Raw genomic sequence first — 26,517 nt, forward strand, 5'->3', positions numbered from 1 at the left:
CTCTATCTTTAATCGTTTATATGTATAAACCTATAAATTACCCTTTTATCCCATCCCAAATCAAAGGAACATGGTATCTATCAGAAGTGTGAGTGTTTACAACAGGTATCCCCATAGAATCAAAGCCTGTAACTACTCCAAAGTGAACTATTTCTCCTTTTTCTTCATAGCAGATTAAGTCTCCTTTTTCAATTTCTGCTATAGCTCCTTTTGGATGCTGTTCAGTAGCTTTTACCATATCTATATAATATCCTTTTGCAATTAATTTACCTTTCCCTGTATAAATGAGATAGTTAAAAAGAGAGGGGGCTTGTGCCCAGGCAGTGGAGGAGTCTTTTCCGTCGAAAAACCATACATAATCCATAGGAAGTCCTCCACCTTCGTGTAATACTTGGGAAACGAAATTAGTACAGTCTCCCCCTATTCCGTTATAATCTCTGTATTTTGGATTATATTCATAATTATTACCACTTCCCCAAGCGGCTCCTGCGTATTTATCGGCATAAGCTACTGCTCCTTCCCTGTCATATTTACCTTTCTTTTCAGGTTTTTTTTCTTCTTCGGTTTGTGGGTTTGAAGAAGCAGGAGCAATTTCAGGAAGTATTCCTTCGGCAGGAGAAGCGTCTATATAAGCTGAATCTTCATCAAGAGGGTCATAATACCAATCTCTTCTTATAAGCCATTTTTCATCGACTTTTACAAGTTGTATTGAATGCCTTATACCTAGACCCATATAATTTATTATATCGCTTTTTGCATTGTAGGCATAACCCATTTTCATAGTTTCTACAAGATACACCCAAATTGAACTTTCACCAGCTTTTATGCTTTTTATCCTGTAAAAGGATTCTGCTTCTGTGAACTTAAGATTTCTCTTTTCTGACCATCCTTTAACATATTCAATTCTTCTTCTTTCATGGTCCAATGCCCATTTACCATATGTAGATGATATATCGTAAAAACCTTCTATTTCTTTTAAGTCCCCACTTAATAGTACACTTCCTCTTTTTTTAAAAAATTCATCTAATACTGGTTTTATCTCTTCTTTGTTTTCGGAAACTGTCTGCACGGTTTTATTAAAAAAAGATACAGAAAAATAAGTTAAAAAAAATTAATGCCAGTAAAAGACCAATTGGTTTATGATATTTTTTGATATCCAATTGCTCTCCTCCTCGCTAATGTAATTCAAAATAATAATATGAAGGTTAAAAGTTTTTTAATACTATATTTGTTGGTAAATTTTGAGCAATTTTATGTTATAATAGAAAAGTGAGAAAATGGGGGTGTAAAACTTGATAGAATTAAAAAGTGTTTCAAAATCTTATAACAAAGGTAAAATAAAAGCTGTTGACAACATTGACCTTGTTGTAAATCCTGGTGAAATATTTGGATTTTTAGGCATCTTATGATATAAATATTTTGCTTCCTCTTCCTATACAGCCTTATAAAATAGTTTTGTCAAAATATAGCATAATTTTATTGAATGAATATGTTACGTTGGCATTTTTAATGCTACCAGCAATCTTTATATATGGCATTGGTGCCAGGCAGGAATTTTATGTTACATTGTTTAGCTTTATTTTGCAGAATATCAATGTTGCAAAAATAATATCTAAAAGTTTTCCACCTGCTTTATGGGGAGCCGTATCTATAACGGATTACAAAACTTTATCAGGTTTTTTAAACCTTCTTTTGTTTATCGGTATATCAGCAATATTTACAATTGCTTTGGCTGTTTTTGCGCAAAGAATGTATTTTAAAGCAGTGATTTTAGGGCAGGAAGTTGAGGCCTAGTTTTGAATGGGAAAATCCACAAAAGGCTATGAAGGGGAATTTAAATAATGTACTTTTTAGCATGATAGCAACTATTTTCTTGATAGGTTGCATGTTTGGAATGACTTTGTTTCTTAAAAGGTTTTACGTTAGTGAAGTGATAATTAGTTTGATAGTAGAGATTTTGCTTATTTTGTTAAATATTGCGGGATATTTAATGGCAAAAAATTTTGTAAAAAGATTATATAAAGGAGAATAGGTGAGGAAAAATGAGTAAAAAAGCCTTGATAGGATTGATTGTTATTGGATTGATAATTGTAACTTCAATAGTATCAATGTTTGTTTCAATGCCACAACAGGATAAAGGTGTGGCTACTGCTTCAAATACCATAGGTGTTATAATGATTGAGGGAGTTATAGGGCAGACAACAAACATATTAGGAATTCCACAAAATATAAACGACCCAGTTGAACAGATAAGAAAAGCTCAAGAAGACAATGCTGTAAGAGCAGTTGTAGTTAAAATAAATAGTCCAGGAGGTTCTGCAGCAAAATCAATAGAGATTTATAAAGAGCTTAAAAAGCTTAAAAAAAACTGGCAAAAAAATTATAGTTTCAATGGGAGATGCTGCTGCTTCGGGGGGATACATGGTGGCTGCTGCAGGGGACATAATAGTGGCAAATCCTGCTACTATAACTGGAAGCATTGGCGTTATAATGCAATACACTAACTACGAAGGGTTGTATGACAAATTGGGCTTAAAAGAAATAACGATAAAAAGTGGCCCTTATAAAGACATAGGTTCACCCACAAGAGATTTAACTCCTGAAGAGAAAAAGATATTGCAGGGAGTTATAGAAGATACTTTTCAGCAATTTTTAGAGATTGTATCTGAAGGGAGAAAAATGCCTATAGATAAAGTAAAAGAATTAGCAGATGGAAGAATATTTACAGGAAGGCAGGCACTTAAAGTTGGCCTTGTGGATAAACTGGGGGATTTTTATGACGCTGTAGATATCGCTGCAAAAGAGGCAGGTATGCAAGGTAAGCCTGTATTAAAATATTACGCTACTCCAACTCCATTGAGTATACTTTTTGGAAGCGGTGCAAAAAGCAATTTAGAAGACATAGGAGTTGAAATATTAAGGCTTTTGTTTATTGATAAATACAGTCTGAATTATAAGTAATAACTTTAAAGGATAGTTTACAAATCTCACCTTGAGGAGTGTATGGTATGACTAGATGTTTTGTATTATTTGTTATGTGAGGGGAAGTAAATGTTTTATAAAGTAGATGGTATTTTCTATGATAAAAAAAAGCTAAAAGAGTTTGTTAATAAGTATAATATTTCACTAATATTGATATTTGGCTCCTATGCAAAGGGAAGAGCCCGTGAATCAAGCGATTTAGACATTGGAATAAAATTTGATAAAAATATAGATATGAATCTGTATAGCTCAATATTAAGAGAACTTGTAGAAATTTTCAACAGGGAAGATATTGACGTTGTAGTTTTAAACTATGCTGATCCACTTTTGCGTTTTGAAATTATAACTAGTTGTAAAGTGCTGTATCAAGCTTATTCTGAAGCATATATAGATTTTTATTTGTATTCTGTCAAAAGTTATGATGATGTAAAAAAGTTAAGAAAATTGGAAGAAAATTATTTAAAAAAGGGGATAAAAAATGAATTACAAAGATGTCATCCGCCGCAAATTGATAAGTCTTTCTAATTATATAAAACAACTTCTACCTGCATAAAGATGGGGCATAAAAATGGTACACTATATTTGCGCTGAGGGTATAAAAGCCTTGAGAGATTTAGATTGGGAAGCTTTATTTGAAATTTTATCTTGAAAAGTTCGCTTAGTTATAGAAAAATATTAATGATCAAAGAGGAGTAAATAATGCTTAATAATTTAAAAACTACACAGGATCCGGAAATTTTGAATCCTGTGTAGTTTTATCAAAATGGATGCATGTATATCCAAGAGGTTACTCTTCTGTTTACTTCTTCCCATTTTATATTGTCCATAAAAGCATTTATATAGCTTTTTTTGTCAGTGCCATAATCTATAAAATAGGCGTGTTCATAAGTGTCAAGGACGAGAAGAGGTACACTTCTTGACACTATACCGTGGTTGTGAAGGTCTTGAAGGTAGTTGTGAAGTTTTAAGTCTATAGGGTCAAAACAAAGTACAGTCCAACCGCGGGAGGCCATTCCACAAGCTATGAAGTCCTGTTTCCAGTTTTCGAAGGAGCCAAAGTCAAGTGTAATCATTGATGCTATTATGTCATCTGGGGTACCACCTGGCCCTCCTAAGTTTTCAAAATACAGTTCGTGGAGTTTGACTCCATCTAAATTATAGGTTTCTTCTAATTTGAGTTCTCTGTATTCGCTATAACTGGCATTTGCTTTTGAGCGGTCGGCTGTTTTTAGTTTTTCACGTATTTCATTTGTTTTATCTACATATCTGTTGTATAATTTGTAATGCTCTTCAAGAGTTCTTTGGGATATTCCCCTCAACATCAAGTTATATTTTTTTGCTACAAGCTTATCCATGCTATGCCTCCTTTTGCATATCTAATTTTAATATATGTGAAGATATATGTCATTGGTACATATAAAATTTTAATAGATGCAAAATGTCAACTACTCACACATTTGCTTACAAAATCTGAGACAGATATATCTATAATACTACACTTTCTTTAAATTAAAATGTGTTATAATGATACTTGGATAAGGTTTAGGAGGTGTGGCAAATGGATTTAAATGAAATTTCAAGGCAAACCGCTGAGGTTGTAGAAGAGTTATTGAAAATAGCGAATTTAAGACCGGGAAGCCTTTTTGTTTTAGGAGGAAGTACAAGTGAAATATTGGGCAAGAAAGTGGGAACTGCAGGAAGTCTTGATGTGGCAAAAGCAGTAATGGACCCGATTCTGCAGGCAATACATAAAAAAGGACTTTACCTTGCAGTACAAGGTTGTGAGCACATAAACAGGGCACTTTTGTTGGAAGAAGAGGCACAAGAAAAATACGGCCTTGAAGTGGTAAATGTTATTCCTCATGAGCATGCTGGTGGGTCTTTGCAGTCATATGCCTATGAACAGTATAAAAATCCTGTAATGGTAGAGAATTTAAAAGGATTAGGTCATGCAGGTCTTGACATTGGGCTTGTTCTCATAGGAATGCATTTAAGACCTGTTGTAGTTCCTGTAAGATTGAGTCGCAATAAAATAGGGGAGGCAACAATTGTTGCAGCAAGGACAAGGCCTAAGTTAATAGGTGGAGAAAGGGCAAGATATAAAAAATGTAGCAATATAGAACTGCTAGAAATTACTAGCAGTTCTATATATTTCAGAGGTTAAGAAGGGGGTCTTAAGTAAACTTTTTATAATATTTATATATTCTACATAATTTTATTGCAAAGATAAATCCTAAGGATTTGGTAGAAAAAAGAGCAATATTAAGTATTATTGAAAAATATTAGAAAATCATTGGGTATTTTATCCTAAAAAGGCGATTTTGAAAAAAAAAAGACTTGTATATATTTGATTAATTTTTTGATGAATGTTATTCTAAAAATGGAGAGTGTAAGGTAATTTTCTAGGAATTTCAAGAAAAAAGGGGGATAGTATAATGAAAAACAAAAGGAGTGTTAAAAACAAGTGACTTAACTTTGCTACTGTGGTTTACCACAGTGGCAAAGTTAATATGTGGAAGGGGGGATTATATTGCCTGCTGTTTTAAAAACCGAATTTATTAAGCTTTTCAGAAAAAAAGAGTTTAACATGGTGTTGACATTAGAGATTGTGTTAATTTGTACTCTTTTTGACTTAAGGGCTTTGACTTACTATAAGGCTCCTACTTCGGAGTTGCCTTCTGCTTATCAAATGTGGATAGGATATATTAATTCTAATGTCCGTTTCATAGACTTTAGTTATATAGGAGATATATACTATCTTTTTTTCTCACGCTACCTGCTAGCATAGTATTTGCAGATACATATCTAGAAGATAAAAAAGGAAATGTACTTAACTTCATTATTACACGCTGTGATAAAAGTTTATATGTTTTAAGTAAAGGTATTGTAGTCTTTTTTTCGGGTTTTATTATAATTTTTTTGCCTTTATTATTGGATCAACTTCTTTACATAATTGCTTTTCCTTTATATGCGATTTCTGAAGTAAATGCCGGTAACCCTGTTTATGATAAGTATTATCTTACACAGATCTATTTTAAAAACCTGCATACCTTGAATCCCTATTTACATAACCTGTTATACATTTTTTTAGATGGTTTTTTTGGTGGTACAATCGCAGTACTTTCTTATGCTGTATCATTTTTTAAGAAAGTAAACAGATATATAGTTGTTGTTTTACCTACAATCTTATTTCTTACTCAAAATTTTATATTTGCCCTATTAGGGAAGACGAATTATTGTTTGAGCTATTATTTAAATGTTTCTCCCAGCATAGGAGGATTAGATTATAAGGTATTTGAATACTCAATACTAGGAGTGTTGATAGCAAGTCTGTTTATGATTGTATTAAATGCGAAAGGGGAAGAGATTTAAAGTTGTGGTTTTATAAAATGCTGTTTTCAATAGGGAGGAAAAAGCGTTGATATGTACTGTAAGCGTTGTTTTAAATGTGATAGTTATACTAATAGTTATTTTGTTAACAAATATATTGTCTTTATACATAATGAATACTGAAATATCTCTTTTTATAACTTTACTTGTGTATACTTTTATGTACTTTCCAGCTTTTATTAAATTAAGTGATTCATTGCAACATTTATTGATAAAAATCAATCCTGTGTTACAAGCAGTGTTAGTGTGGCATAATGACGGTTTTTTGCAAAAATATCTTAAACCTTTGGATGCTCCTGTAATACCGGGATTTAACTTTTATTGGTCTTTACTTATATTAGGGATGTATTTGGCTTTGATTATTTTGGCAGGGATAAAAATGATAAAAACGGTTGAGATAATTGATAGGAAATAATTGAAAATTAGGGGGATTATGGATGATAGCTGTGAAAATACATAATTTAACTAAAATAATCGGAGGGAAAACAATATTAGATAATATAAACTTGGAACTTGAAAAAGGAAAAATATATGGTTTTTTTGGAAGGAATGCTTCTGGTAAAACAATGTTATTTAGAGCCATCTGTGGTCTTATAAGACCTACTCGCGGTGAGGTTAAGGTATTTGGCAAAAAAATTGGAGAAGATGTTTCATTTCCTGAAAGCTTAGGTTTAATAATAGAAAATGTAGGTTTTTGGGAGCAGTGGACAGGGTTTCAGAATTTGAAATTTTTAGCTTCTATAAAAAATATTATTACAGACGAAGATATTAAAACTGCCATAAAAAGAGTAGGACTTGACCCTAATGATAAAAGACCTTACAAAAAATACTCTCTTGGCATGAAGCAACGGCTTGGTATAGCACAGGCGATAATGGAGAAACCCCAACTTCTTGTACTGGATGAACCCACTAACTCTCTTGATGAAGAAGGCATTAAACTAGTAAGAAATATATTGCTGGAAGAGAAAGAAAGAGGAGCGACAATCCTCATTGCCAGTCATATTAAAGAAGATATAGAAATTTTAAGTGATGAGAAGTTTAAAGTAGAGGCCGGAAGGGTGTATCCTGTAGGGAGTGTAATTAAAGATGAATAAAATATATGTCATTGTTATAGTCATCACTATTATTATAGCGGTGATTGTTGGGGGTATAGTCCGTGCTTCTTTTGTTGATACTCAAAAAATTAGTTTGGATGATTTAATGGAGTATAAAGTAATGGGAGGACCGTGGTTTTATGAGAAAAATTTCTCATTTTCAGACTTGGTAGAGGATTCAGAAGTTATAGTTAAAGGAACAGCTCTTGAAAGAGAGTTCTTACATCTAAGTACTCTGGTAGGGTTTAGAGTAGTTTCTGTTTACAAAGGGAATGATAGTTTAAAAAATAAAACTATATATATTTTTGAACCATCTTTTTTTAACTTTAAAAATAAGTTTTTTATTATTCACAATGGATATAATTTTATGAAATATGGAGATGAATACATTTTGTTTTTAAAGAAATGGCCATACCTTGAATATATGAAATATAATCCATTTTATAAAAACAAAGACATATATATGTTGACGCACAATGGTGGTATTGATAAATACAACACAAATAATGTCTTTTTTGATAAAATTCTCTCTTCAGAACAAGAATATTATTATAGGGAGATAGAAGAGTATGAAGTTATTGCCTATAGTAAAGACGAATTAAACAGGTATAATGAAATTAAAAAACAAATTTTAGAAAAGTTTTTAAATATCAACAAATGATTTAGAAGCTCTTTGATTTACCTTTGCAGACAAACTATAAGGCACGGAAAGACCGTGCCTTTAAATTATATTTTATCTAATTGTAGGTATCTCACGATTACTGCTGCTGCCTGTGCTCTTGTTAGATGGCCTTGTGGGTGAAAATAACCGCCTGAGCCGTTCATAATTTTAAGGCCTGTAATTATTGCTACGTATCCAATCATGTTATTAGGTATTTTATCTTTGTCTTTAAAGCTTATTGTGTATATATTTGGAATGTCGGCTATATAACCTACTCCTAAGCTTTTCACAAGAAGCTTTGCTACTTCTTGCCTTGTCATTATAGCATCAGGATTCTTTTCTTTTTCTGTTATAATTTTCTTGTTTATAGCTATGCTGTAGTAGGTGTCATAATCATCTGGGGATTTTGGTATCGGGTCATAATAAGGAGGCTGTATTGCTTTTATTAACATTTTTATGAAGTCTTTTTGAAGTATGTTCTTATCTGGGTAATATTTATCTTCTTTAGTGTCAATAATGCCATATTGTACTAAAAGTTTTATATCTTTTTCTGCCCAGTTGCCCTCTATGTCTGTGAAAATAGTTTCTGATTTTTTTACTACAGGTTTTCCATTGGAATCTATAATTTGGCCAGTTTTTGCGTCTATATAGTTGTAAAAATTTGATTGATAAGCAAGTCGTATGGTTGGCGGTTTATCTGGAGATTTATGGTCATAGTCTGGAATGTACGTTAATATAAATTCAGAGTTGTCAAACATTATCTTATAAGCTTCATCAAGGCTTATTATGTTTTCTAGGGAAGGTAACTTTACAGAAGTCCAATTGATTGAGTATCCAACTATTTCACCCGTATATGGGCTTACGTTAACATTTATTGTGTTAAAAGAGCACAAAATTCCATTTGCTACTTCTACATATCTGAAAGGATATGTCGGCATTTTAATCATTTTAGAATCTTCGGGAAGATTTACCTCTTGATATTCTGTTTACTGAACTTATCAGGAACTGTTTTTTTAAGGTATTCTTCGGCGATTTTTTTCATTTGCTCTTTAGTGTATGAAGATTGTTTTCCTTGCACATTATCTATATCAGGACTGCCCTTGTTAAAAGATTTAAGTTCACCTGTGACAGCGTCAACTGTAGCATATACATAGTAATATTTATCTTCTTTGTTTAAGGTCCAGTTAAAAGACCACACAGGATTAGATTTAGCAGGAGGATAATCATAACCAGTATATAAGTTTGCGTTAGTTAACTTGTAATCGCTTATTGAAAAAGGAAGGCTTTTTTCCACTATTTCAATAGCTTTATCTTTTGATATATATTTTTCTGAGGCTTCGATTACTTTTTGTTCTTCCGGAGAGAGTTTTTGTGAGATTTCTCTTCCTGCGTCGCTACCTCCGCCTCCACCGCCATACATTGGTATATAGTAATATTCATTTGTTTTTGCTTCTCCTGTAATAGCATCAATAGGAGCGTTTTGGTATATACCATAAACTAGTATTACTTGAGGTTCATTACCGTACACTTGGTTGTAAACTAAGTTGTATTGAAGTTTTAAACCTATTTTTTCTTTAAATATTTTTATGGCTTCTTCTTTAGATATTGCGGCTTTAGGGTCAGGGAAGGAATAATCTTCCCAACTTAGTGAGTAAGAGGTAACTTTTAAAGTGTTTTTGTTTACTGTGACGTATAGGGCGTTATATGGGAAAGGCATACCGTTTACTACTCTTTCAAACGTGAAGTTATAATCGTAAGAATAGTATTCATTGTAACCATAGTTATTATTGTTAATTTGTTCTTTTGTTTGTTTAAATTTTTCAGGAGCTACTTTTTGTAAGAATTCAATTGCCACTTTTTTTGCTTCATCCCGGGTATATTTTGGGATTTTAGGCTGTTCTTGCGCAATGGGGCTCCAACTGTAATAGTTGGTAATTTCACCGGTGTCAGCATCAATTGTGACGCTTATATCGCCTTTAGTTGAAGAGCTCCACATAAGGTTCCAGAATTTCTTATTATTGTATTCATAATAGTTGGAATTAAAGTCATAGCCGCTGTTACTTATGTCGAGTTTTTCTTTTGCTATCTCAATTGCCTGCTTTAAACTTATCTTTGTATCAGCTTGTGCCAATGCCGTGTTTGATGGCATCATAAGTGCAAACAGGAAAACAAGGACAATAACAAGAGATGTAAATTTTTTCATAAAAAACCTCCTTTTTTAGTATCTTTTTCTAGTTAGACGTAAATAAATCGAAAAAGTTCCTGAAAAGATAAAGAAAATTACCTTTCTTTTAAAATATTCCATATAGCAGGGTCTTCTTGACCTAATCGCCAAATTGCTATTCCTGATAGTTTGTATCTGTCTACAAGAGCTAATTTTGCAGAAAAACTTCTTGAATCTTCAAACCAAACTGTATGGGTTTTTCCGTCTAAAACGTAGGTATAAGTGGACTCTTGTGCTGTTTCATCATATATTACAGTTACTCCAAGATTTCGAGCTAAAGTTACAGCCTGTTCATATGTGAGGGTGCGAGGATAGTTTATTCCTTCTGTCCAGTCGTAGCCATATACTGCCATTCCTAGCCATATTTTTTCAGGTGGAATAACTGTTACGGCATAATTTAAAACATTTGTGACAAAGCCTATAGAAGCAATAGGCCCTGGCTGTGAGAAGTGTTCATCGTATGCGAGAATGTATATCTGGTCTGCATTTTGAGCGATAAAGGAATATTGAAAAGCACCTGAAAAAGGATGCTGAGGGTTATCACTTAATTCTGCTGGCACTGATATTGTAACAATTTTTCCTACCGCTTTTAAGGAAGTATAAAGGTTTTCTAAAAAAGTGTTTAAATTTGACCTGTCTTCAGGGGGAACAAACTCAAAATCTATATTTATACCGGGGTAATTGTTTGCAACTGCCATATCTCTAATACTTGCAATTAAAGTATCTCTCAAAGTGGTAGAGGATAATAAGTCGTGTATTAGTTGTGACTTTTTTGGGTCCGAATAATTGTGGATTATAGGATAAAGAGGCAAATTGTTATCAGAGGCGATTTTTTTGACTTCATTTGAAGACATGTCGGCTAAGGTTCCATCTTCTTTTACTCCATACCAAAAAGGAATGAGAGTTGTTATGTCTTTTGCATGGGCTTTTAAGTCATCAACAGCGCCGGGAGCTATATCAAAATACCATTTGTTATCCATTATTACCACCTCCAAAGATATTTTTTATAAAAATTTTTTATTTTGACTTTATACTTTCATAATATGTATAATGTTTTATAGAGTGAAGTAAAGGAGGCATGGTAAAAATGAAAAGAAGGACAGGAATTTTAGCCAGTGCACTTTCTCTTATATTTATGGGGATTTTGTTACTTTTACCGAATTTTAATGTATTTATACCTTCTTTAGTTTACAAAATGATATGGCCAATATTTTTTATTTTGCTGGGCTTAGAACTGATATTTAGCAGTAAATTATATGGAAATGAAAAGAGTGATATTAACATAGGAGTTATATTATTGGCGATTTTAATCTTAATTTTTACGGGTAAGTTTTTCTATTTGTTTCCTTTGAATTTTATTGATTTATGATAAGTAGAGTATATTGGATTGGAGGTCACAATATGAGTGGAAAATTGTACAGGTCTAGGGTGGAAAAAATGGTAGGAGGAGTCTGTGGAGGAATAGCGGAGTATTTGGACATTGATGTGACTTTAGTAAGAATTATTTGCCTTTTAGCGATATTTAGTGGTATTGGACTGATTCCGTATATCATTGCTTGGATATTAATACCGGAAAATCCTTATCAATTAAAAGGAAAAATTGTAGAAGAAGAGCCTAAAGCCGAAGAACACCAACAAGATAGTACGGTAGAAGCAGAAGATAATTCTAACAAAGTAAACGAAGTTTTAGGTTGGGCTTTGGTGATTTTAGGAGCATTGCTTTTGCTAGATAGATTATTACCTTGGTTGAGTTTTAAAATTATTTGGCCTGTTTTGCTGATCATAATTGGTTTAGGGATTTTATTAAAAAAAACGTAGGGAGTTGGTTTTATTTTCGTCATATTAAGGTGGCTATTTCCTTATAAGTAGACATAAGAGAAGTGACAGAGTTTCAAAAAATATGATATATTGTTGGCGATTTTACCATACATCAAAAAGATTAAGTTTTTTGCTTATGTAGTATAAGAAAAAGAGGCTTAGGAGTATTATAGTTCCTCCGAAAAATCCAATTGATTGTTTTGGTATTAGCAATGAAGAAAACAATACTATCACTAACAGAATTATTGTAAACCATTCTTTTTTTGAAGATGAGGTATATCCCATAATAGGTTTGTACTTTATAAATGTGTAAAGTATTATTATCCAGTTAAAAAATTGTATAAATCCCGTAGCGCTTGTTATGTATTCGTAGACGTTTTTTGGTAGTATGTAGGAAAGAACAACTGCTAGGAAAAGCCCAAAACTACTTAAGGCAAGAGCATATATGGGCACATCTCTTTTTGTTTTTTTTTGTTAAAAAAGTTGGAGCAAATCTACCTTGTCCTAAGGAGTAAAGTACCTGTGTAACTCCATACATTGCACCATTCATTGTAGTTAAAGCTGCTGTAAGTATTACAAAGTTCATTATTGAAGCTATAAAAGGAATTTTGGTAAAAGCCAAAAGATTTATAAATGGACTTTCTCTAATAGAAATGTGGTTCCATGGTATTATCATTAGAAGTAAAGTTATTGAGGAAATATACAGTATTGTAAGAAAAAATACTATGTATTTACAAGCTATTGGAGCATATTTTTGAGGATCCTTGGTTTTTACTGCTGACATTGCTACAACTTCTACGCCGCCAAAGGGAATTAATGACATGAGCATCGCACCTAAAAATCCTTTTATTCCGTGAGGTGCAAATCCGCCGTAAGCATAGAGATTTTTAATTCCTACAGTGGGGGTTTTTGTAAAAAAGCCCATTATTGTAAGAATTCCCACTATGACGATAATAAATAAAGCAATTATTTTTATAGTAGAAAACCATGATTCAATTTCTCCAAAATTTTTTGTTCCCATCAAATTGATACCTATGACCAGTATAGAATAAACAAATGCAAAAAACCAAAGGGGCATTTCTGGAAACCAATATTTAGTAAATATAGCTGAAGCAGTAACTTCACTGGACATTATGAAAACGCCTGCCGTCCAATACACCCAGCCACTTAAAAAACCTCCAATATCGCCTAAAATTTCTTCTGCATACACTCTAAAAGTGCCTTCTACCGGTTTGTGAGTAATCATTTGTGACAATGCATAAAAAACTTGTGACATGATAAAAGCTGATACAGCATAATTGAGTATGACAATAGGGCCAGCAGTATGAATTGCAATGCCACTGGCCAAAAAAAATCCTGCTCCCAAAATTCCTCCGACACCAATAAGCACTAATTCATTTACAGATATTTCACCTTTTTCCATATTTACACCTCCGCTTGTTAATATTATTATTAGCAAATTAGTTTTAGTTTATTATTATTACTTTATTTCGTGCCATTCCATTTTACTGTAGAATCTATAATCATATCTATTTGTTCACTTCATTATCAAAAATTTTCAAAATTAGAAGGATAAAGTAAAATTATGTCGTATTATTAATATATGTATCAATCAAAATTGACCTTTTCTTACAAAATGTATTTTCTCTATAGTGCCATTTTTATATTTGGGAACAAGTTTTATTTTTTTACGTCCAAATTGATAAAAGGGAGGTTGGAAAGTGGGACGGGAGGACTTGTTGGGAAGAGCAAAAGCAGGGGAGACGGAGGCTTTTGAAATTCTTGTAAGTGAGCATCAGAAATACATATATAACGTAATATTGAAAATTGTTTTTGACAAGGAAGAAGCATTAGACCTTACTCAGGAGACTTTACTTAAAGCGTATTTAAATATAAAAAAATTTAGGGGAAATAGCAGTATCAGGACATGGCTTTATAGGATTGCTATAAACTGCGCTATAGATTATTTAAGAAAAAGAAATGTGGAAAAAAGTAATTTTAAAGAAATAGAAGAATTTGAGAATGAAATAAAAGATTTTGAAACTCCTGAAGAGGTGTTAGATAAAAGATTAACTGCAGAAATGTTAATGAGAGAAATAAACAAACTTCCTGCAGATTATAAAATTGTCTTGATTTTAAGGGATATAGAAGGCTTAAACTATGAAGAAATATCCAAGATAATGAATTTAAATTTGGGTACTGTAAAGTCTCGATTATGGCGGGCAAGAAATCTTTTAAAAGAGAGAATAAAGTCATTATCAGAATTTTTATCATTAGAAGAAAGGGGGCAGCTATGATGGAATGCGAAAAGGTACTTGAGCTTATACCACAATATGTAGACGATGAATTGGATAAAGCACAAAAAGAAGAATTAGAAAAGCATCTTGAAAGCTGTGAAAGTTGCAAAAAGGAATATTATCTGCAGAAGAAAATAATAAAAAATTTAAAAAATATGCCTCCTATAGAACTTCCTGAAGATTTTAATAAAAAATTACATCAAAAATTGATTTATCATAAAAATTTTTTAGAGAAGAAAAAAGAAAGGCTAAAAAAGACGTTAACAATAGTAGCTATTGCGACATCTTTAATATTTATGACAGTATTTATAGTGAATACATTTAATAAATCCTTACAAATTGAGTCTAATACTCCTTTAGCTAACATTGAAATGGGACAGAGTTATGGCTTACCTCAGAAAGAAGGAGCTAATAATGAAAGAGGATTGCCAGCAGGAACTTCAAGGAAAATTACAAAGAATGCAACCATTTCCTTGGAAGTAGAAGACGTCAATGGATGTTATGATAAAGTCTTTCAGTTAGTAAAAGAAGCAGAAGGTTTTATTGAAACTTCTGAGGAAACAGTATCCAGTGATAATATCAAAAGGGTAAATGTTGTTTTGAAGGTGCGGGAAGATAAATTTGAAAGTGTGATTTCTCAAATTAAAGATTTTGGCAAAGTAACAGCTTTAAGGATTGACAGCAAAGACATTACAGACCAGTATTATGACTTACAAGCAAGGCTAAAAAATTTGGAAGTAGAGGAACAAAAGCTTCAAGACATCATGAATAAGGCTACTACAGTCAAGGAAATGCTTGAAGTAGAATCTGAAATAAACAGGATAAGAAGTGAAATAGAGTCAATGGAAGGACAGCTAAAATTATGGGAAAATCTTACGAGTCTGGCAACCATAAATCTTTCAATAAAAGAGATACCTAAAGATGAGAAACCTTTAGCTATAGTTTCTTTTAAGGGAATTGGTAAAGGTATAAAAGAAGCATTTATAAATAATATGAATTTTTTAATATTTTTTATAAAAAGTTGATAATAATATTGGTGATAATTTTGCCTTATAGTGTACTGGCTTTAATCGGTTATAAAGTGTATATCTATTTCAAAAAAAGGAGATGACAATTTACATCTTCTTTTTTTGCGGTATATTAAAATACAAAGAAATAAAAATGGGAGTGATTTAATGTATAAATTTTTAATAATTGATGGAAGTAGCCTCATGTACAGAGCCTATTATGCCTTGCCCATGCTTACTACAAGTGAGGGATTGCCTACAAATGCTCTGTATGGTTTTACTATGATGCTTATAAAACTTATCGAGGAGGAAAAACCTGATTACATAGCTATTGCTTTTGACAAAAAAGCTCCTACTTTTAGACACAAAGAATATCAAGACTACAAAGCTACAAGACAAGCTATGCCTGAAGAACTTGCTGAACAAGTAGACTATTTGAAAGAAATTATAGATGGCTTTAATATAAAGACATTAGAATTAGAAGGTTATGAAGCTGATGACATTATAGGGACTATTTCAAAGCTGGCAGAGGAAAAAGGAATGGAAGTGCTTGTAGTTACAGGAGACAGAGATGCTCTTCAATTAGTTTCAGATAAAGTGAAGATAAAAATTTCTAAAAAGGGTATTACTCAGATGGAAGAGTTTGACGAAAAGGCTATTTTAGAAAGGTATGGAATAACTCCTCAGCAGTTTATAGATTTAAAAGGGCTTATGGGAGATAAATCTGATAATATCCCTGGAGTACCTAATATAGGGGAAAAAACTGCGATTAAGCTATTAAAGGATTTTGGAACAATTGAAAATTTGATCCAAAATCTTTCTCAGCTTAAAGGTAAAATAAAAGAAAATATAGAAAACAATAAAGAGTTAGCTATAATGAGTAAGAGGCTTGCTACTATAAAAAGAGACATTCCCATTGAGATAGATTTTGAGGAGTATAAAGTAAAAAAATTTAATGAGGAGAAGCTTTTAGAGCTTTTTAATAAATTAGAATTCTTTAGTTTAATTGATAACATAAAGAAAAAAAGTAGCATAGAGATTGTAGATAATCATAAAGTTGAAAAATGGTCAAAAGTAGATATAAAAGAATTAGTAACTTTGTTGCAAGATAACAGAAATATTGCTTTTTACCCGTTAATTTATGAAGGGGAAATAAAAAAAATAGCCTTTTCTTTTGGAAAGGATACGGTTTATATTGACGTTTTCCAAACAGAAGATTTAAAGGAGATTTTTGAAAAAGAAGATTTTGAATTTACAACCCATGAAATAAAGGATTTTTTAGTGAGGCTTTCTTATAAAGGAATAGAGTGTAAAAGCAAGTACATAGATACTGCTGTAATGGCTTATCTTCTGAATCCTTCTGAGTCTAACTATGACTTAGACCGTGTGCTAAAAAAATATTTAAAGGTAGATGTGCCTTCTTATGAAGGAATATTTGGCAAAGGTAGGGATAAAAAGAAAATTGAAGAGATTGACGAAAACATACTTGCTGATTATATTTGCAGTAGATGTGTGTATCTATTTGATTTAAAAGAAAAGCTGATGAATTTTATTGAAGAGATGGATATGAAAAAACTTCTATTAGAAATAGAAATGCCTCTTGTAGAAGTTTTAAAATCAATGGAGGTAAGTGGTTTTACATTGGATAAAGAAGTTCTAAAAGAGCTTTCACAAAAGATAGATGATAGAATAGGAGAAATACTAGATAAAATTTATAAAGAGGCAGGATATCAATTTAATGTAAATTCACCTAAGCAATTAAGTGAATTTTTGTTTGAAAAGTTAAACTTACCAGTAATAAAGAAAACAAAAACAGGATACTCTACGGATTCTGAAGTTTTGGAACAATTGGTTCCTTATAATGATATTGTCAGCGATATAATAGAGTATCGGCAACTTACAAAACTTAAATCTACTTATATAGATGGATTTTTGCCTCTTATGGATGAAAACAATAGAGTACATTCTAATTTTAAACAAATGGTTACTGCTACAGGTAGAATAAGCAGCACCGAGCCAAATCTACAAAATATACCTATAAGAGAAGAGTTTGGCAGACAAATTAGAAGGGCTTTTATTCCGAGGAGTAGAGATGGATATATTGTTTCAGCAGATTATTCTCAGATTGAACTGAGGGTTTTAGCACATGTTTCGGGAGATGAAAAGCTAATAGAATCTTTTATGAATAATGAAGATATACATTTAAGGACAGCTTCGGAGGTTTTTAAAGTTCCTATGGAAAAAGTTACACCGGAGATGAGAAGAGCAGCAAAAGCCGTAAATTTTGGCATAATATATGGCATAAGCGATTATGGGCTTTCTCGAGACCTTAAAATATCAAGAAAAGAAGCAAAAGAGTACATAAATAATTATTTTGAAAGATATAAAGGAGTAAAAGAATATATTGAAAAAATAGTACGATTTGCAAAAGAAAATGGCTATGTGACTACAATAATGAACAGAAGAAGATATATTCCTGAAATAAACTCAAGAAATTTTACTCAAAGATCGCAGGCCGAAAGGTTAGCAATGAATGCTCCGATACAGGGAAGTGCGGCTGATATAATAAAAATGGCAATGGTTAAGGTATACAACGATTTAAAAAAATTAAAGCTTAAGTCTAAGCTTATATTGCAAGTTCATGACGAGCTTGTAGTGGATACTTATAAGGATGAAGTAGATATCATAAAAAAGATACTTAAAGAAAATATGGAAAATGTAGTGCAATTAAAAGTTCCTCTGGTTGTTGAAATTGGCGTAGGGCCTAATTGGTTTTTGGCCAAGTGAGGTGTGCAAAAATGCAAGTAATTGGACTTACTGGCGGCATTGCCTCAGGTAAAAGTACTGTATCCAAGCTATTAAAAAAGATGGGAGCTGTGGTAATTGATGCAGATATTGTGTCAAGAGAAATAATGGTAAAAGGAACAGAAGCATATAATAGAATTGTAGAATATTTTGGAAAAGAAATTTTAAAGGAAGACGGCGAAATTGACAGAAAGAAATTAGGCAATATTGTGTTTGCTGACAGAAAAAAGCTTAAAAAACTAAATGAAATTACTCATCCCATAATAATAGAGAGGATAAAAGAAAAAATAGAAGAAGAAAGAAAAAAAAATCAGCAAAAGGCAATTGTATTAGATGCAGCTCTTTTAATTGAGATGAAACTTTATAAAATGGTAGATGAGGTTTGGTTAGTAGTAGTAGACTCAAAAACTCAAATAAAGAGGGTTATGGAAAGGGATAAGCTTTCTTATAAGGATGCAATAAACCGAATAAAAAGCCAAATGCCTTTGGACGAAAAAATGAAGTACGCAGATTTTATAATAAACAATAGCAAAGATTTTAAAGCTATGGAAAAACAAGTTACACTATTTTGGGGAAGATTTGCAACGTAAATCATGATATCGGAGGAGTTACTTTGAGAAAAAAAGTTGCGGCAATCTTAATACTATTAAGTCTATTGTTTACTTACGAGTTAAATACTCATTATTTTTTAAAAAAAATTTATCCTCGTAAATACTATAATTATGTATTTTATTACGCAAAAGAGTATGGCATGGACCCTATCTTATTTTTGCTGTGATAAAGTCGAAAGTAATTTTAAAAGCGATGCAATTTCCAGCAAAAATGCTAGAGGGTTAATGCAAATTTTACCAGAAACTGGAGAATGGATTGCTAAAGAAATAGGGATAAAAAATTACAGCGATAGTATGCTTTTTGAACCTAAATATAATATTCAAATGGGAACGTGGTATTTGACTTATCTTCTTAAAACTTTTAATGGAAATATTAAATTGGCTCTAGCGGCTATAACGGAGGCAGTGGAAATGTAGATGCATGGCTTAAAGATAAAAGATTTTCTAAAGATGGTAAACAACTACATATTGTTCCTTTTCCTGAGACAAATAAATATATAAAAAAGGTATTAGCAGTTTACGAGATCTATAAGTTCATATATGAAACTAAAAATTGATATGAAGATTACTATATACAAAAAAAAGTTGAAAAATTGGTATAATAGTATCGTTAAAAAGAAAATAAAAAGGGAGGACACAAATGAAACCGTTGAAACATTTAAAAGACTTAAAGGAAGTAAAAATCGAAAGAGATAGGGAGTTTTTCTCAGCCACTCATGAAGAAATAAAAAATGCTTGGACTACAGATGTGTATTTTTTAAGAACCCAAGATATTTTATCATATCTTGGTGTACAGGATAAAATAGTTACTGCAGAGATATTTCCAAGAAAAAAAGGAGTTTTTGCAGGATTACCAGAAGTAATGAGTTTACTTAAAGACAAAAATGTGGAAGTATGGTCTTTGAAAGAAGGAGATACTTTTGAAGCTAAAGATACGGTAATGAGAATAAAAGGACCTTATAGTGAATTTGGAATTTATGAAACGGCAATATTAGGAATTCTTGCAAGTTCTTCTGGTTGGGCAACAGCAGCAAGAGAGCTTAAAGAAGTTGCCAATGGCAAACCAATATTATGTTTTGGGGCAAGGCATGTTCATCCAGCTGTAGCACCTGTTATGGAAAGAGCGGCACTCGTTGGAGGAGCAGATGATGCCAGCTGTATTTTAGGTGCAAGATTAATGGGGAAAGATCCTAAAGGGACGGTACCTCATGCTGCCTTTTTGATTACGGGGGATACACTTGAGGTAGCAAGAGCATACAGAGATATAACTCCACCTGATGAGAGAATAACCATTTTAGTTGATACTTTTAAAGACGAAGTGGAGGAGGCTTTAAGAGTTGCTGAATTTTTAGGGGATAGATTATATGGAGTAAGACTTGATACTCCATCAGAAAGAGGGGGAGTTACACCTGGATTGGTATATGAGTTGAGGCAAAGGTTGAATCAAAAGGGATTTACAAACGTAAAAATTATAGTTTCCGGAGGTTTAAATCCTGAGAAAGTTGCAGAACTTTCTGAAAGTGGGGCGGATGCTTTTGGTGTAGGAAGTTACATATCTGATGCTCAACCTATTGATATGACAATGGATATAAAAGAAGTGGAAGGAGTACCTATTGCTAAAAGAGGAAGAATTCCAGGTATTATAGAAAATAAAAAGTTGAAAAAGATAAAATAGTTTTCGGAGATGATAGTTAATGAGAAAATTTATTATATTATCTTTCATTTTGCTGTTTATTTTTACGGGATGCAAAACATTTTCACAAAATATAGTAAATTTGCCGCAAGCCTCTGAAGATAAAATTAATATTGAAGAAGAAAAGCCAGTAGAGGGTGGCACTTTAAGAGTAAATATTACTTCTTTTGAGACGTTAAATCCTTTTTTAAACAGCGATGAACGAGTAAGGCAAATGTTAAATTTGTCATTGGAAGGATTAGTTACTATAGATAAAACTTTAAAACCTATTCCTCAATTAGTAGAAGAGTGGCAAATAAATGGACTTAATATAAAATTTTATTTAAAAAAGAATGTTAAATGGCAGGATGGAGTAAATTTTACGGCTCATGATGTAAAATTTACTTTTGATTCTTTTAAAAATAAGGAAGTGAAAAGTCCTTATAGGGATATTCTCATTAACTATCTCTCCTCTTATAAAACAAATGGTGATTACGAATTTGAAGTTGTTTTAAATAAACCTGTTGCAAATCCAATAGCTTTATTTACTTTTCCTATTTTAGCCGAACATCAATTCAAAGATGAAAAAGATATTTTAAATAAAGACATTGTACCTATCGGTACAGGACCATATAAAATATATTCTTACAGAGTTGGCAGAGAAGTTATTTTTGAAAGAAATCCTTATTATAGAGACGACAAACCTTATATAGATAGTATAGTTTTTAAAATTGTACCTAATGAAAATGCGATGATAACATCTTTTCAAAGCAAGGAGGCAGATTTTACTTTTTTAAGTGACATAGACTGGGATAAATACAAAGAAATTTCAAATGTAAATATTTATAAATATGTTATTCAAGATTATGTACTTATAGCACCTAACTATCGAAATCCAGCTTTAAAAGATTCAAATGTTAGAAAAGCTATGTGTTATGGAATAGATACTGACAAAATTTTAAGAGATGTATATTTTGGTCATGGCCTAAAAACATGTATTCCAGTCCGTCCTGATTCATGGCTTTATAGCAATAAAATAGTATCTCATAATTATGATATAAAAGAAGCAAATAAAATATTAGAGGAAAGTGGTTGGAATTTAGTTAAGGGAATAAGGAGTAATGGAACTTATCAGCTCAAATTTGATTTGATAGTAAATGCAAATAATCCTTATTTAATTAAGGTTGCTCAAATTATAAAGAATAATTTAAAAGATGTAGGAATTGAAATAAATATTGTACCGAAAGATTGGGATAATTTACTAAGTACTGTGTATTCGGGTAATTTTGATTTAGTACTAATGGAGTGGAATTTAAGTTATAATCAAGATATGTCTGAAATGTTTATAACAAAAGGTAAAGACAATTTTATAGGTTATAGTAATTCTAAAGTTGATGAAATATATAGTAGAATTTTTTATGATTTAGAAGAGAATTCTTTAAAAACAGATTATCAAGCTTTGGAACAAGTTTTTTTAGAGGAACAACCTGTGATTGGCCTTTTCTATATTGAAAGAGCAGTTATGGCATATAACAAGGTAAAAGGTATTGACCCTACTGGATTTAATGTTTTCAATAATATAGAAAAATGGTATATAAAAAAGTAGTGTAAAGTTATCGTAGAATTTTTAGTAAATGAATAGAAGGGAGAATATAATATAAAAAATTAAGAAAAGTGTTTGGGATACTAGTCTAAGTGTGAAAGCTTATTCTACAATTTATTGGGAAACATATGATATAAATGGATATGAACACATAACCTTAACTGCCGTATCTGGAGGTTGGATAGTAGAAGATCCCACTGTGTGGTTATCAAGTAGGGAAGTGTATGTGTCACAAAATGGAAGATACGAAGGATATCCTAAGCAATTAGTATCATATACAAAATATTTTATCCAACATCTAACTATTATTACTACAATCTTTCAAGTTACGGATGGCTACCTGTAAGAACAGATATTTCGCATGGATATGGTTCTACTTCATGGGTAACACTTCATCGAGGAACCAGTAGCGAATGGGTATTGATGTTGAATAATGGATATGTAAAAGGATATTGAATAAAAGTGAAATTGAAGTTAAAATATTCAAAAAAACTTAAAAGAATTGAAATATATTACAATAAGATAGAGGCGTTCATTTTTTATTTATGAAAGAAAGGAAGATTGTTAATGAAAAAAGAAAATGTAAAGTTTAAGATTGTTTTTATACTGTTAATATATACTTATTTAATTGTAAGTAACATATTACTTCAAAAGATGAACCGTATTTCGGAAATTACATATAACCAAATAATACTTATATGGAGCAATCTAATTTTTTATTTTGTTTTAGGGATATTATTAACCATTCCCTTTTTTTTGAGTGAAGCTAAGAAAAAGGTAAATGGGTGATAAATTATAAATATTTATTAACTTTTATTTTACCTTTAGTTATCATAGTTTTATCCTATTTTTACCCTGTTTCGTTAGATTTCTTCTATCTAGTATATATATCAGAGCATATCATTAATGCACTAGCTGTTGTATCAGGGTATTCGTTAATTTTCATAATTAATAAGAAAGACTAAGAAATAAATTAGCAGAATACTTTTAATATGACAATATCACAAAATAATAACACAGGACTAAAAATAGGTATTGACACTGACTTAAAAAGATTATATAATTCATAATGTGACGAAATTAAATAAAGCGTGCGGTGGTGGCGGAACTGGCAGACGCGTACGTTTGAGGGGCGTATGGGGTTTCCCGTGTGGGTTCAAGTCCCACCCTCCGCACCATAAAAGAGAAAGAGGCGTTGAGCCTTTTATTTTTTTGTCACACAAATTATTAATTTTTTTATAAAATATATTAAAAAAAGATTAAAAAGTTTAAGAAAGATTTAATGTAAACATTGACTTTGACTGTAGTATATGATAAGATAAAACAAAAGGACAAAGTATGCAATCTTGCCGAATCCGAAAGGTACGGAGGAACCGCTTTTGGGGGTTAATCTGTAGTTTTAAGCTACAGTAGGGATGCCTTCTGTCCCGCACCCGACAGCTAACTCCGGAGGCAATAAAGGAAGGAGATTTGCGGTGGATAGGCGACTGGGAAAAATGATTTTTGGAATTTCTGTGTTTGGTGCAACGCTGATTGGCAATTCTTTTTTGAGCCAGTGTTTGCGGAAGGATTAGGAATTGGAAAAATTACAGGTAATTATGTAAATGTGCGGACCCAAGGAAGTTTAGCAGGAAGTGTTATTACCCAGCTAAATTGGAATGACACAGTGACTGTATTAGATAAGCAAAACGGATGGTATAAAATAAAGCTTTCGAATGGAAGAGAAGGATGGGTTTTTGGTGAATATTTATCTGTAAGAAGTTTTTCAAATGTTTCAAGAGGAGATACCGAAAATTTAAGTGTTGGTATAGTGACAGGTAATTATGTAAATGTGCGAAGTAAAGGAAGCTTATCAGGGAGTATCATAACCCAGCTTAACAAGAACACTACAGTGACTGTATTAGATAAGCAAAATGGGTGGTACAAGATAAAGCTTTCTGACGGAAGAGAAGGATGGATTTACGGACAGTACTTAGCGGTAAGGAGCACTTCAAATATCTCAAGAGGTGAAGTGGATAGGAGTTTAGTGGATAGATTAATAGATTTTGCTAAGTCTTTTGTGGGGACTCCATATGTCTATGGTGGCTCAACTCCAAAAGGATTTGATTGTTCCGGTTTTGTTTATTACGTATTTAAAAATTTTGGTTTTGATTTGCCACGAACGGCGAAGGACCAATCTACTGTAGGAGAATATGTGAGTTACGGTGACCTTCAACCAGGCGATTTGGTATTTTTTAAAACATTGGGGAGTAGTGTGATAAACCATTCAGGAATATATATTGGCAATGGGGAGTTTATACAAAGCTCTTCAGGTAGAGGAAAGGTCATAATAAGTTCTTTAAATGAAGGTTATTATAAAGAACATTATGTTACAGCAAGAAGAATTATAAAATGACGATGATAAAAGAGTGCTCTAGAGAGCGCTCTTTTTTATATTGACTATTTTTATCCTTTAATATATTATATAATACTGTACATGCGATACAGCCTATTTTATGGAAGGAGATACCTTATGAAATTTGTAAGAGAAGATGTAAGAAATATAGCCATTATTGCTCATGTTGATCATGGAAAAACTACTTTGGTTGATGCTATGCTTAAACAAAGCGGTATTTTTAGGTCAAATGAAAAAGTTGAGGAAAGGATTTTGGACTTTAACGATTTAGAAAGAGAGAGAGGAATAACGATTCTTGCAAAAAATACTGCTATACGATATAAAGATGTGAAAATAAATATAGTGGATACCCCAGGACATGCGGATTTTAGCGGTGAAGTAGAACGAGTATTAAAAATGGTAGATGGGGTACTTTTGTTGGTGGATTCTTTTGAAGGACCTATGCCACAGACCCGTTTTGTGTTAAGCAAAGCTTTGGAACTAGATTTAAAACCTATAGTTGTTATAAATAAAATTGATAGACCTGATGCAAGGCCAGAGGAGGTTATTGACGAAGTCTTAGATTTATTTATTGAATTAGGAGCAAATGATGACCAAATCGATTTTCCTGTGGTTTACACTTCTGCAAAAGAAGGTATAGCAAAATTAAGCTTAGATGAAGAATCTCATGACTTGAGACCTCTTTTTGATACGATTTTAGAGTATATTCCTGCTCCCTCAGGAAACATTGAAGCCCCCCTGCAACTTATAGTGACTACTTTAGATTATGATGATTACATTGGGAGAATTGCCATTGGAAAAATAGTTAGAGGGAAGATAATTTCAGGAGAAGAAGCGGCCATATGTAAAAGAGATGGGTCGATACAAAAAGTTCACATAAATAATTTATATCAGTTTGAAGGACTAAAAAGAGTGCAAGTAGAAGAAGCAAGTTTAGGAGATATTGTAGCAGTTTCTGGCATAAGCGATATTGAGATTGGAGAAACCATTGCAGATAGGGATAATCCTGAAGCGGTAGACTTTGTTCGAATAGAAGAGCCTACAGTTACTATGACTTTTAGTGTAAATACCAGTCCTTTTGCAGGAACCGAAGGTAAATACGTTACTTCAAGGCATTTAAGAGAAAGGCTTTTTAAGGAGTTAGAGACAAACGTAGCGTTGCGTGTTGAAGAAACTGATTCTCCTGATTCTTTTAAAGTATCTGGAAGAGGAGAGTTACATCTTTCTATTTTAATTGAGACTATGAGGCGGGAAGGGTATGAATTGCAGGTTTCTAAGCCTACAGTAATTTTTAAAGAGGAAAATGGAGTAAAGATGGAACCTATTGAGCTTTTGACAATAGATATCCCAGAAGAATATATGGGAGTTGTAATGGAAAAATTAGGGCCGAGAAAAGCTGAGTTGATGGATATGCACACATTGAAACCGGGGACTGTAAGGCTTAAGTTTAAAATACCTACAAGAGGCTTGATAGGGTATCGTTCTGAATTTTTAACAGATACCAAAGGAAATGGGATAATGACTTCGGTATTTTATGATTATGAACCTTATAAAGGAGACATTCCTTCTCGGGGAAGAGGCGCTCTTGTAGCTTTTGAGACAGGCGTTGCGACAACGTATGGGCTTTACAACGCGCAAGAGAGAGGAACACTTTTTATAGAGCCAGGTACAAAGGTATATGAAGGGATGGTTGTGGGGATTAATGCAAGAAGTGGAGATATTGATGTAAATGTATGTAAGAAAAAACATGTGACAAATTTAAGGTCTGCGACGGCAGATGAGGCTTTGAGGCTATCACCTATAAAAAAGATGTCGTTAGAAGAAGCATTAGAATTTATAGACAATGATGAATTAGTTGAAGTTACTCCTCAAAGCATTAGAATACGAAAAAAGATTTTGGATTCTCAACAGAGGTATAAAAGTGCAAAATATAACAAATAAAGGAGCTTTATGGATCC

At 32.2% G+C, this 26,517-nt stretch carries 23 protein-coding genes, 1 tRNA gene, 5 pseudogenes and 1 riboswitch; of the genes and pseudogenes, 23 read left to right on the forward strand and 6 right to left on the reverse strand.

The features are described 5' to 3' along the window. Positions 1 to 8 precede the first annotated feature (8 nt). Positions 9 to 1,160, reverse strand: a pseudogene (locus JCM7501_RS07125) (amidase domain-containing protein). Positions 1,161 to 1,419: 259 nt separating this feature from the next. Here JCM7501_RS07125 and JCM7501_RS14645 point away from each other — a divergent pair. From JCM7501_RS14645 to mntA, 4 genes and pseudogenes are all read left to right on the forward strand, one after another. Continuing rightward, positions 1,420 to 1,794 (forward strand): hypothetical protein, encoded by a 375-nt coding sequence (locus JCM7501_RS14645; RefSeq protein WP_054644830.1) that lies wholly within the window; start codon positions 1,420 to 1,422, stop codon positions 1,792 to 1,794. Continuing rightward, a complete protein-coding gene (locus JCM7501_RS14650) occupies positions 1,784 to 2,032 on the forward strand; it encodes a hypothetical protein (protein ID WP_028991512.1) in 249 nt (82 codons plus the stop codon). The genes JCM7501_RS14645 and JCM7501_RS14650 overlap by 11 nt, the downstream gene beginning before the upstream one ends. 10 nt (positions 2,033 to 2,042) lie before the next feature. Further along, positions 2,043 to 2,961 (forward strand): annotated as a pseudogene (sppA, locus tag JCM7501_RS15880) (signal peptide peptidase SppA). Between the two features lie 90 nt (positions 2,962 to 3,051). After that, positions 3,052 to 3,507, forward strand: a complete 456-nt coding sequence (mntA, locus tag JCM7501_RS07150) for a type VII toxin-antitoxin system MntA family adenylyltransferase antitoxin (RefSeq protein ID WP_012994879.1) — start codon at positions 3,052 to 3,054, stop codon at positions 3,505 to 3,507. A gap of 233 nt (positions 3,508 to 3,740) precedes the next feature. On the opposite strand, the gene JCM7501_RS07155 is transcribed toward mntA, so the two are convergent. Beyond that, the gene (locus JCM7501_RS07155) at positions 3,741 to 4,337 is read right to left on the reverse strand and encodes a superoxide dismutase (protein ID WP_012994880.1); all 597 of its coding nucleotides are present in this window, start codon (positions 4,335 to 4,337) and stop codon (positions 3,741 to 3,743) included. Positions 4,338 to 4,540: 203 nt separating this feature from the next. Between JCM7501_RS07155 and JCM7501_RS07160 the strand changes: the two genes are divergently transcribed. From JCM7501_RS07160 to JCM7501_RS07180, 6 genes are all read left to right on the forward strand, one after another. After that, positions 4,541 to 5,146, forward strand: a complete 606-nt coding sequence (locus JCM7501_RS07160) for a TIGR01440 family protein (RefSeq protein WP_054644831.1) — start codon at positions 4,541 to 4,543, stop codon at positions 5,144 to 5,146. A 366-nt stretch (positions 5,147 to 5,512) separates the two neighbouring features. Beyond that, the gene (locus JCM7501_RS14665) at positions 5,513 to 5,770 is read left to right on the forward strand and encodes a hypothetical protein (RefSeq protein ID WP_256201259.1); all 258 of its coding nucleotides are present in this window, start codon (positions 5,513 to 5,515) and stop codon (positions 5,768 to 5,770) included. Between the two features lie 131 nt (positions 5,771 to 5,901). Next, a complete protein-coding gene (locus JCM7501_RS14670) occupies positions 5,902 to 6,354 on the forward strand; it encodes a hypothetical protein (protein WP_256201260.1) in 453 nt (150 codons plus the stop codon). A 46-nt stretch (positions 6,355 to 6,400) separates the two neighbouring features. Next, positions 6,401 to 6,787, forward strand: a complete 387-nt coding sequence (locus JCM7501_RS07170; RefSeq protein WP_012994884.1) for a hypothetical protein — start codon at positions 6,401 to 6,403, stop codon at positions 6,785 to 6,787. A 22-nt stretch (positions 6,788 to 6,809) separates the two neighbouring features. After that, positions 6,810 to 7,466, forward strand: a complete 657-nt coding sequence (locus tag JCM7501_RS07175) for an ABC transporter ATP-binding protein (RefSeq protein WP_012994885.1) — start codon at positions 6,810 to 6,812, stop codon at positions 7,464 to 7,466. Next, positions 7,459 to 8,127, forward strand: a complete 669-nt coding sequence (locus JCM7501_RS07180; protein WP_012994886.1) for a hypothetical protein — start codon at positions 7,459 to 7,461, stop codon at positions 8,125 to 8,127. Before JCM7501_RS07175 ends, JCM7501_RS07180 begins: the two co-directional genes overlap by 8 nt. A 65-nt stretch (positions 8,128 to 8,192) precedes the next feature. Here JCM7501_RS07180 and JCM7501_RS07185 read toward each other — a convergent pair. Beyond that, positions 8,193 to 10,330: pseudogene (locus tag JCM7501_RS07185) on the reverse strand (YcdB/YcdC domain-containing protein). Positions 10,331 to 10,407: 77 nt separating this feature from the next. Beyond that, a complete protein-coding gene (locus JCM7501_RS07190) occupies positions 10,408 to 11,331 on the reverse strand; it encodes a glycosyl hydrolase family 18 protein (RefSeq protein WP_012994888.1) in 924 nt (307 codons plus the stop codon). A 107-nt stretch (positions 11,332 to 11,438) separates the two neighbouring features. Between JCM7501_RS07190 and JCM7501_RS07195 the strand changes: the two genes are divergently transcribed. Together JCM7501_RS07195 and JCM7501_RS07200 are read left to right on the forward strand one after the other, a co-directional pair. Then, a complete protein-coding gene (locus JCM7501_RS07195; RefSeq protein ID WP_012994889.1) occupies positions 11,439 to 11,720 on the forward strand; it encodes a LiaI-LiaF-like domain-containing protein in 282 nt (93 codons plus the stop codon). A 32-nt stretch (positions 11,721 to 11,752) separates the two neighbouring features. Further along, the gene (locus JCM7501_RS07200) at positions 11,753 to 12,169 is read left to right on the forward strand and encodes a PspC domain-containing protein (protein WP_012994890.1); all 417 of its coding nucleotides are present in this window, start codon (positions 11,753 to 11,755) and stop codon (positions 12,167 to 12,169) included. Positions 12,170 to 12,271: 102 nt separating this feature from the next. Here the strand turns inward: JCM7501_RS07200 and JCM7501_RS14675 are convergent, their stop codons facing one another. Further along, on the reverse strand, positions 12,272 to 12,622 hold the full coding sequence (locus JCM7501_RS14675) for a hypothetical protein (RefSeq protein ID WP_256201261.1): 351 nt from the start codon (positions 12,620 to 12,622) through the stop codon (positions 12,272 to 12,274). Continuing rightward, positions 12,594 to 13,592 (reverse strand): amino acid permease, encoded by a 999-nt coding sequence (locus JCM7501_RS07205; RefSeq protein WP_256201262.1) that lies wholly within the window; start codon positions 13,590 to 13,592, stop codon positions 12,594 to 12,596. The genes JCM7501_RS14675 and JCM7501_RS07205 overlap by 29 nt, the downstream gene beginning before the upstream one ends. Positions 13,593 to 13,890: 298 nt before the next feature. Here JCM7501_RS07205 and JCM7501_RS07210 point away from each other — a divergent pair, with 298 nt between their 5' ends. The 11 genes and pseudogenes from JCM7501_RS07210 (at position 13,891) to typA (ending at position 26,500) form a co-directional block, all read left to right on the forward strand. Beyond that, positions 13,891 to 14,466, forward strand: coding sequence for an RNA polymerase sigma factor (locus JCM7501_RS07210; protein ID WP_012994892.1), 576 nt, complete (start codon positions 13,891 to 13,893; stop codon positions 14,464 to 14,466). Beyond that, positions 14,466 to 15,491 carry a DUF4349 domain-containing protein gene (locus JCM7501_RS07215; RefSeq protein ID WP_256201263.1) on the forward strand — a complete coding sequence of 342 codons (1,026 nt, stop codon included), beginning with the start codon at positions 14,466 to 14,468 and terminating at the stop codon, positions 15,489 to 15,491. Before JCM7501_RS07210 ends, JCM7501_RS07215 begins: the two co-directional genes overlap by 1 nt. A gap of 150 nt (positions 15,492 to 15,641) precedes the next feature. Then, positions 15,642 to 18,260 (forward strand): DNA polymerase I, encoded by a 2,619-nt coding sequence (gene polA / locus JCM7501_RS07220; RefSeq protein ID WP_028991509.1) that lies wholly within the window; start codon positions 15,642 to 15,644, stop codon positions 18,258 to 18,260. Between the two features lie 11 nt (positions 18,261 to 18,271). Continuing rightward, complete coding sequence (coaE, locus tag JCM7501_RS07225) at positions 18,272 to 18,868, forward strand: dephospho-CoA kinase (RefSeq protein ID WP_028991508.1); 597 nt, start codon at positions 18,272 to 18,274, stop codon at positions 18,866 to 18,868. Between the two features lie 23 nt (positions 18,869 to 18,891). Further along, a pseudogene (locus JCM7501_RS07230) lies at positions 18,892 to 19,446 on the forward strand (lytic transglycosylase domain-containing protein). 83 nt (positions 19,447 to 19,529) lie between these two features. Then, complete coding sequence (locus JCM7501_RS07235; protein ID WP_012994897.1) at positions 19,530 to 20,564, forward strand: nicotinate phosphoribosyltransferase; 1,035 nt, start codon at positions 19,530 to 19,532, stop codon at positions 20,562 to 20,564. Positions 20,565 to 20,583: 19 nt separating this feature from the next. Further along, positions 20,584 to 22,167 (forward strand): peptide ABC transporter substrate-binding protein, encoded by a 1,584-nt coding sequence (locus JCM7501_RS07240; protein WP_028991506.1) that lies wholly within the window; start codon positions 20,584 to 20,586, stop codon positions 22,165 to 22,167. 91 nt (positions 22,168 to 22,258) lie between these two features. Further along, the gene (locus tag JCM7501_RS07245) at positions 22,259 to 22,510 is read left to right on the forward strand and encodes a hypothetical protein (protein WP_054644832.1); all 252 of its coding nucleotides are present in this window, start codon (positions 22,259 to 22,261) and stop codon (positions 22,508 to 22,510) included. A gap of 747 nt (positions 22,511 to 23,257) precedes the next feature. Next, positions 23,258 to 23,342, forward strand: a tRNA-Leu gene (locus tag JCM7501_RS07255). Positions 23,343 to 23,501: 159 nt separating this feature from the next. Beyond that, positions 23,502 to 23,634, forward strand: a riboswitch (cyclic di-AMP (ydaO/yuaA leader). Between the two features lie 5 nt (positions 23,635 to 23,639). Then, positions 23,640 to 24,559: pseudogene (locus JCM7501_RS07260) on the forward strand (C40 family peptidase). 117 nt (positions 24,560 to 24,676) lie between these two features. Continuing rightward, entirely contained in the window at positions 24,677 to 26,500 is a 1,824-nt protein-coding gene (gene typA / locus JCM7501_RS07265) for a translational GTPase TypA (RefSeq protein ID WP_012994901.1), read from the forward strand. Positions 26,501 to 26,517: the final 17 nt, after the last annotated feature.

Origin of the sequence: Thermoanaerobacter thermocopriae JCM 7501, assembly GCF_001310975.1 — a bacterium.
Classification (GTDB): Bacteria; Bacillota; Thermoanaerobacteria; order Thermoanaerobacterales; family Thermoanaerobacteraceae; genus Thermoanaerobacter; species Thermoanaerobacter thermocopriae.

Excerpts from the sequence above, each read along its gene's own strand:
- mntA (WP_012994879.1), top strand. The coding sequence starts at position 3,052 with ATGTTTTATAAAGTAGATGGTATTTTCTATGATAAAAAAAAGCTAAAA.
- JCM7501_RS07155 (WP_012994880.1), bottom strand. The coding sequence starts at position 4,337 with ATGGATAAGCTTGTAGCAAAAAAATATAACTTGATGTTGAGGGGAATA.
- JCM7501_RS07160 (WP_054644831.1), top strand. The coding sequence starts at position 4,541 with ATGGATTTAAATGAAATTTCAAGGCAAACCGCTGAGGTTGTAGAAGAG.
- JCM7501_RS07175 (WP_012994885.1), top strand. The coding sequence starts at position 6,810 with ATGATAGCTGTGAAAATACATAATTTAACTAAAATAATCGGAGGGAAA.
- JCM7501_RS07180 (WP_012994886.1), top strand. The coding sequence starts at position 7,459 with ATGAATAAAATATATGTCATTGTTATAGTCATCACTATTATTATAGCG.
- JCM7501_RS07190 (WP_012994888.1), bottom strand. The coding sequence starts at position 11,331 with ATGGATAACAAATGGTATTTTGATATAGCTCCCGGCGCTGTTGATGAC.
- JCM7501_RS07195 (WP_012994889.1), top strand. The coding sequence starts at position 11,439 with ATGAAAAGAAGGACAGGAATTTTAGCCAGTGCACTTTCTCTTATATTT.
- JCM7501_RS07200 (WP_012994890.1), top strand. The coding sequence starts at position 11,753 with ATGAGTGGAAAATTGTACAGGTCTAGGGTGGAAAAAATGGTAGGAGGA.
- JCM7501_RS07205 (WP_256201262.1), bottom strand. The coding sequence starts at position 13,592 with ATGGAAAAAGGTGAAATATCTGTAAATGAATTAGTGCTTATTGGTGTC.
- JCM7501_RS07215 (WP_256201263.1), top strand. The coding sequence starts at position 14,466 with ATGGAATGCGAAAAGGTACTTGAGCTTATACCACAATATGTAGACGAT.
- polA (WP_028991509.1), top strand. The coding sequence starts at position 15,642 with ATGTATAAATTTTTAATAATTGATGGAAGTAGCCTCATGTACAGAGCC.
- coaE (WP_028991508.1), top strand. The coding sequence starts at position 18,272 with ATGCAAGTAATTGGACTTACTGGCGGCATTGCCTCAGGTAAAAGTACT.
- JCM7501_RS07235 (WP_012994897.1), top strand. The coding sequence starts at position 19,530 with ATGAAACCGTTGAAACATTTAAAAGACTTAAAGGAAGTAAAAATCGAA.
- JCM7501_RS07240 (WP_028991506.1), top strand. The coding sequence starts at position 20,584 with ATGAGAAAATTTATTATATTATCTTTCATTTTGCTGTTTATTTTTACG.
- typA (WP_012994901.1), top strand. The coding sequence starts at position 24,677 with ATGAAATTTGTAAGAGAAGATGTAAGAAATATAGCCATTATTGCTCAT.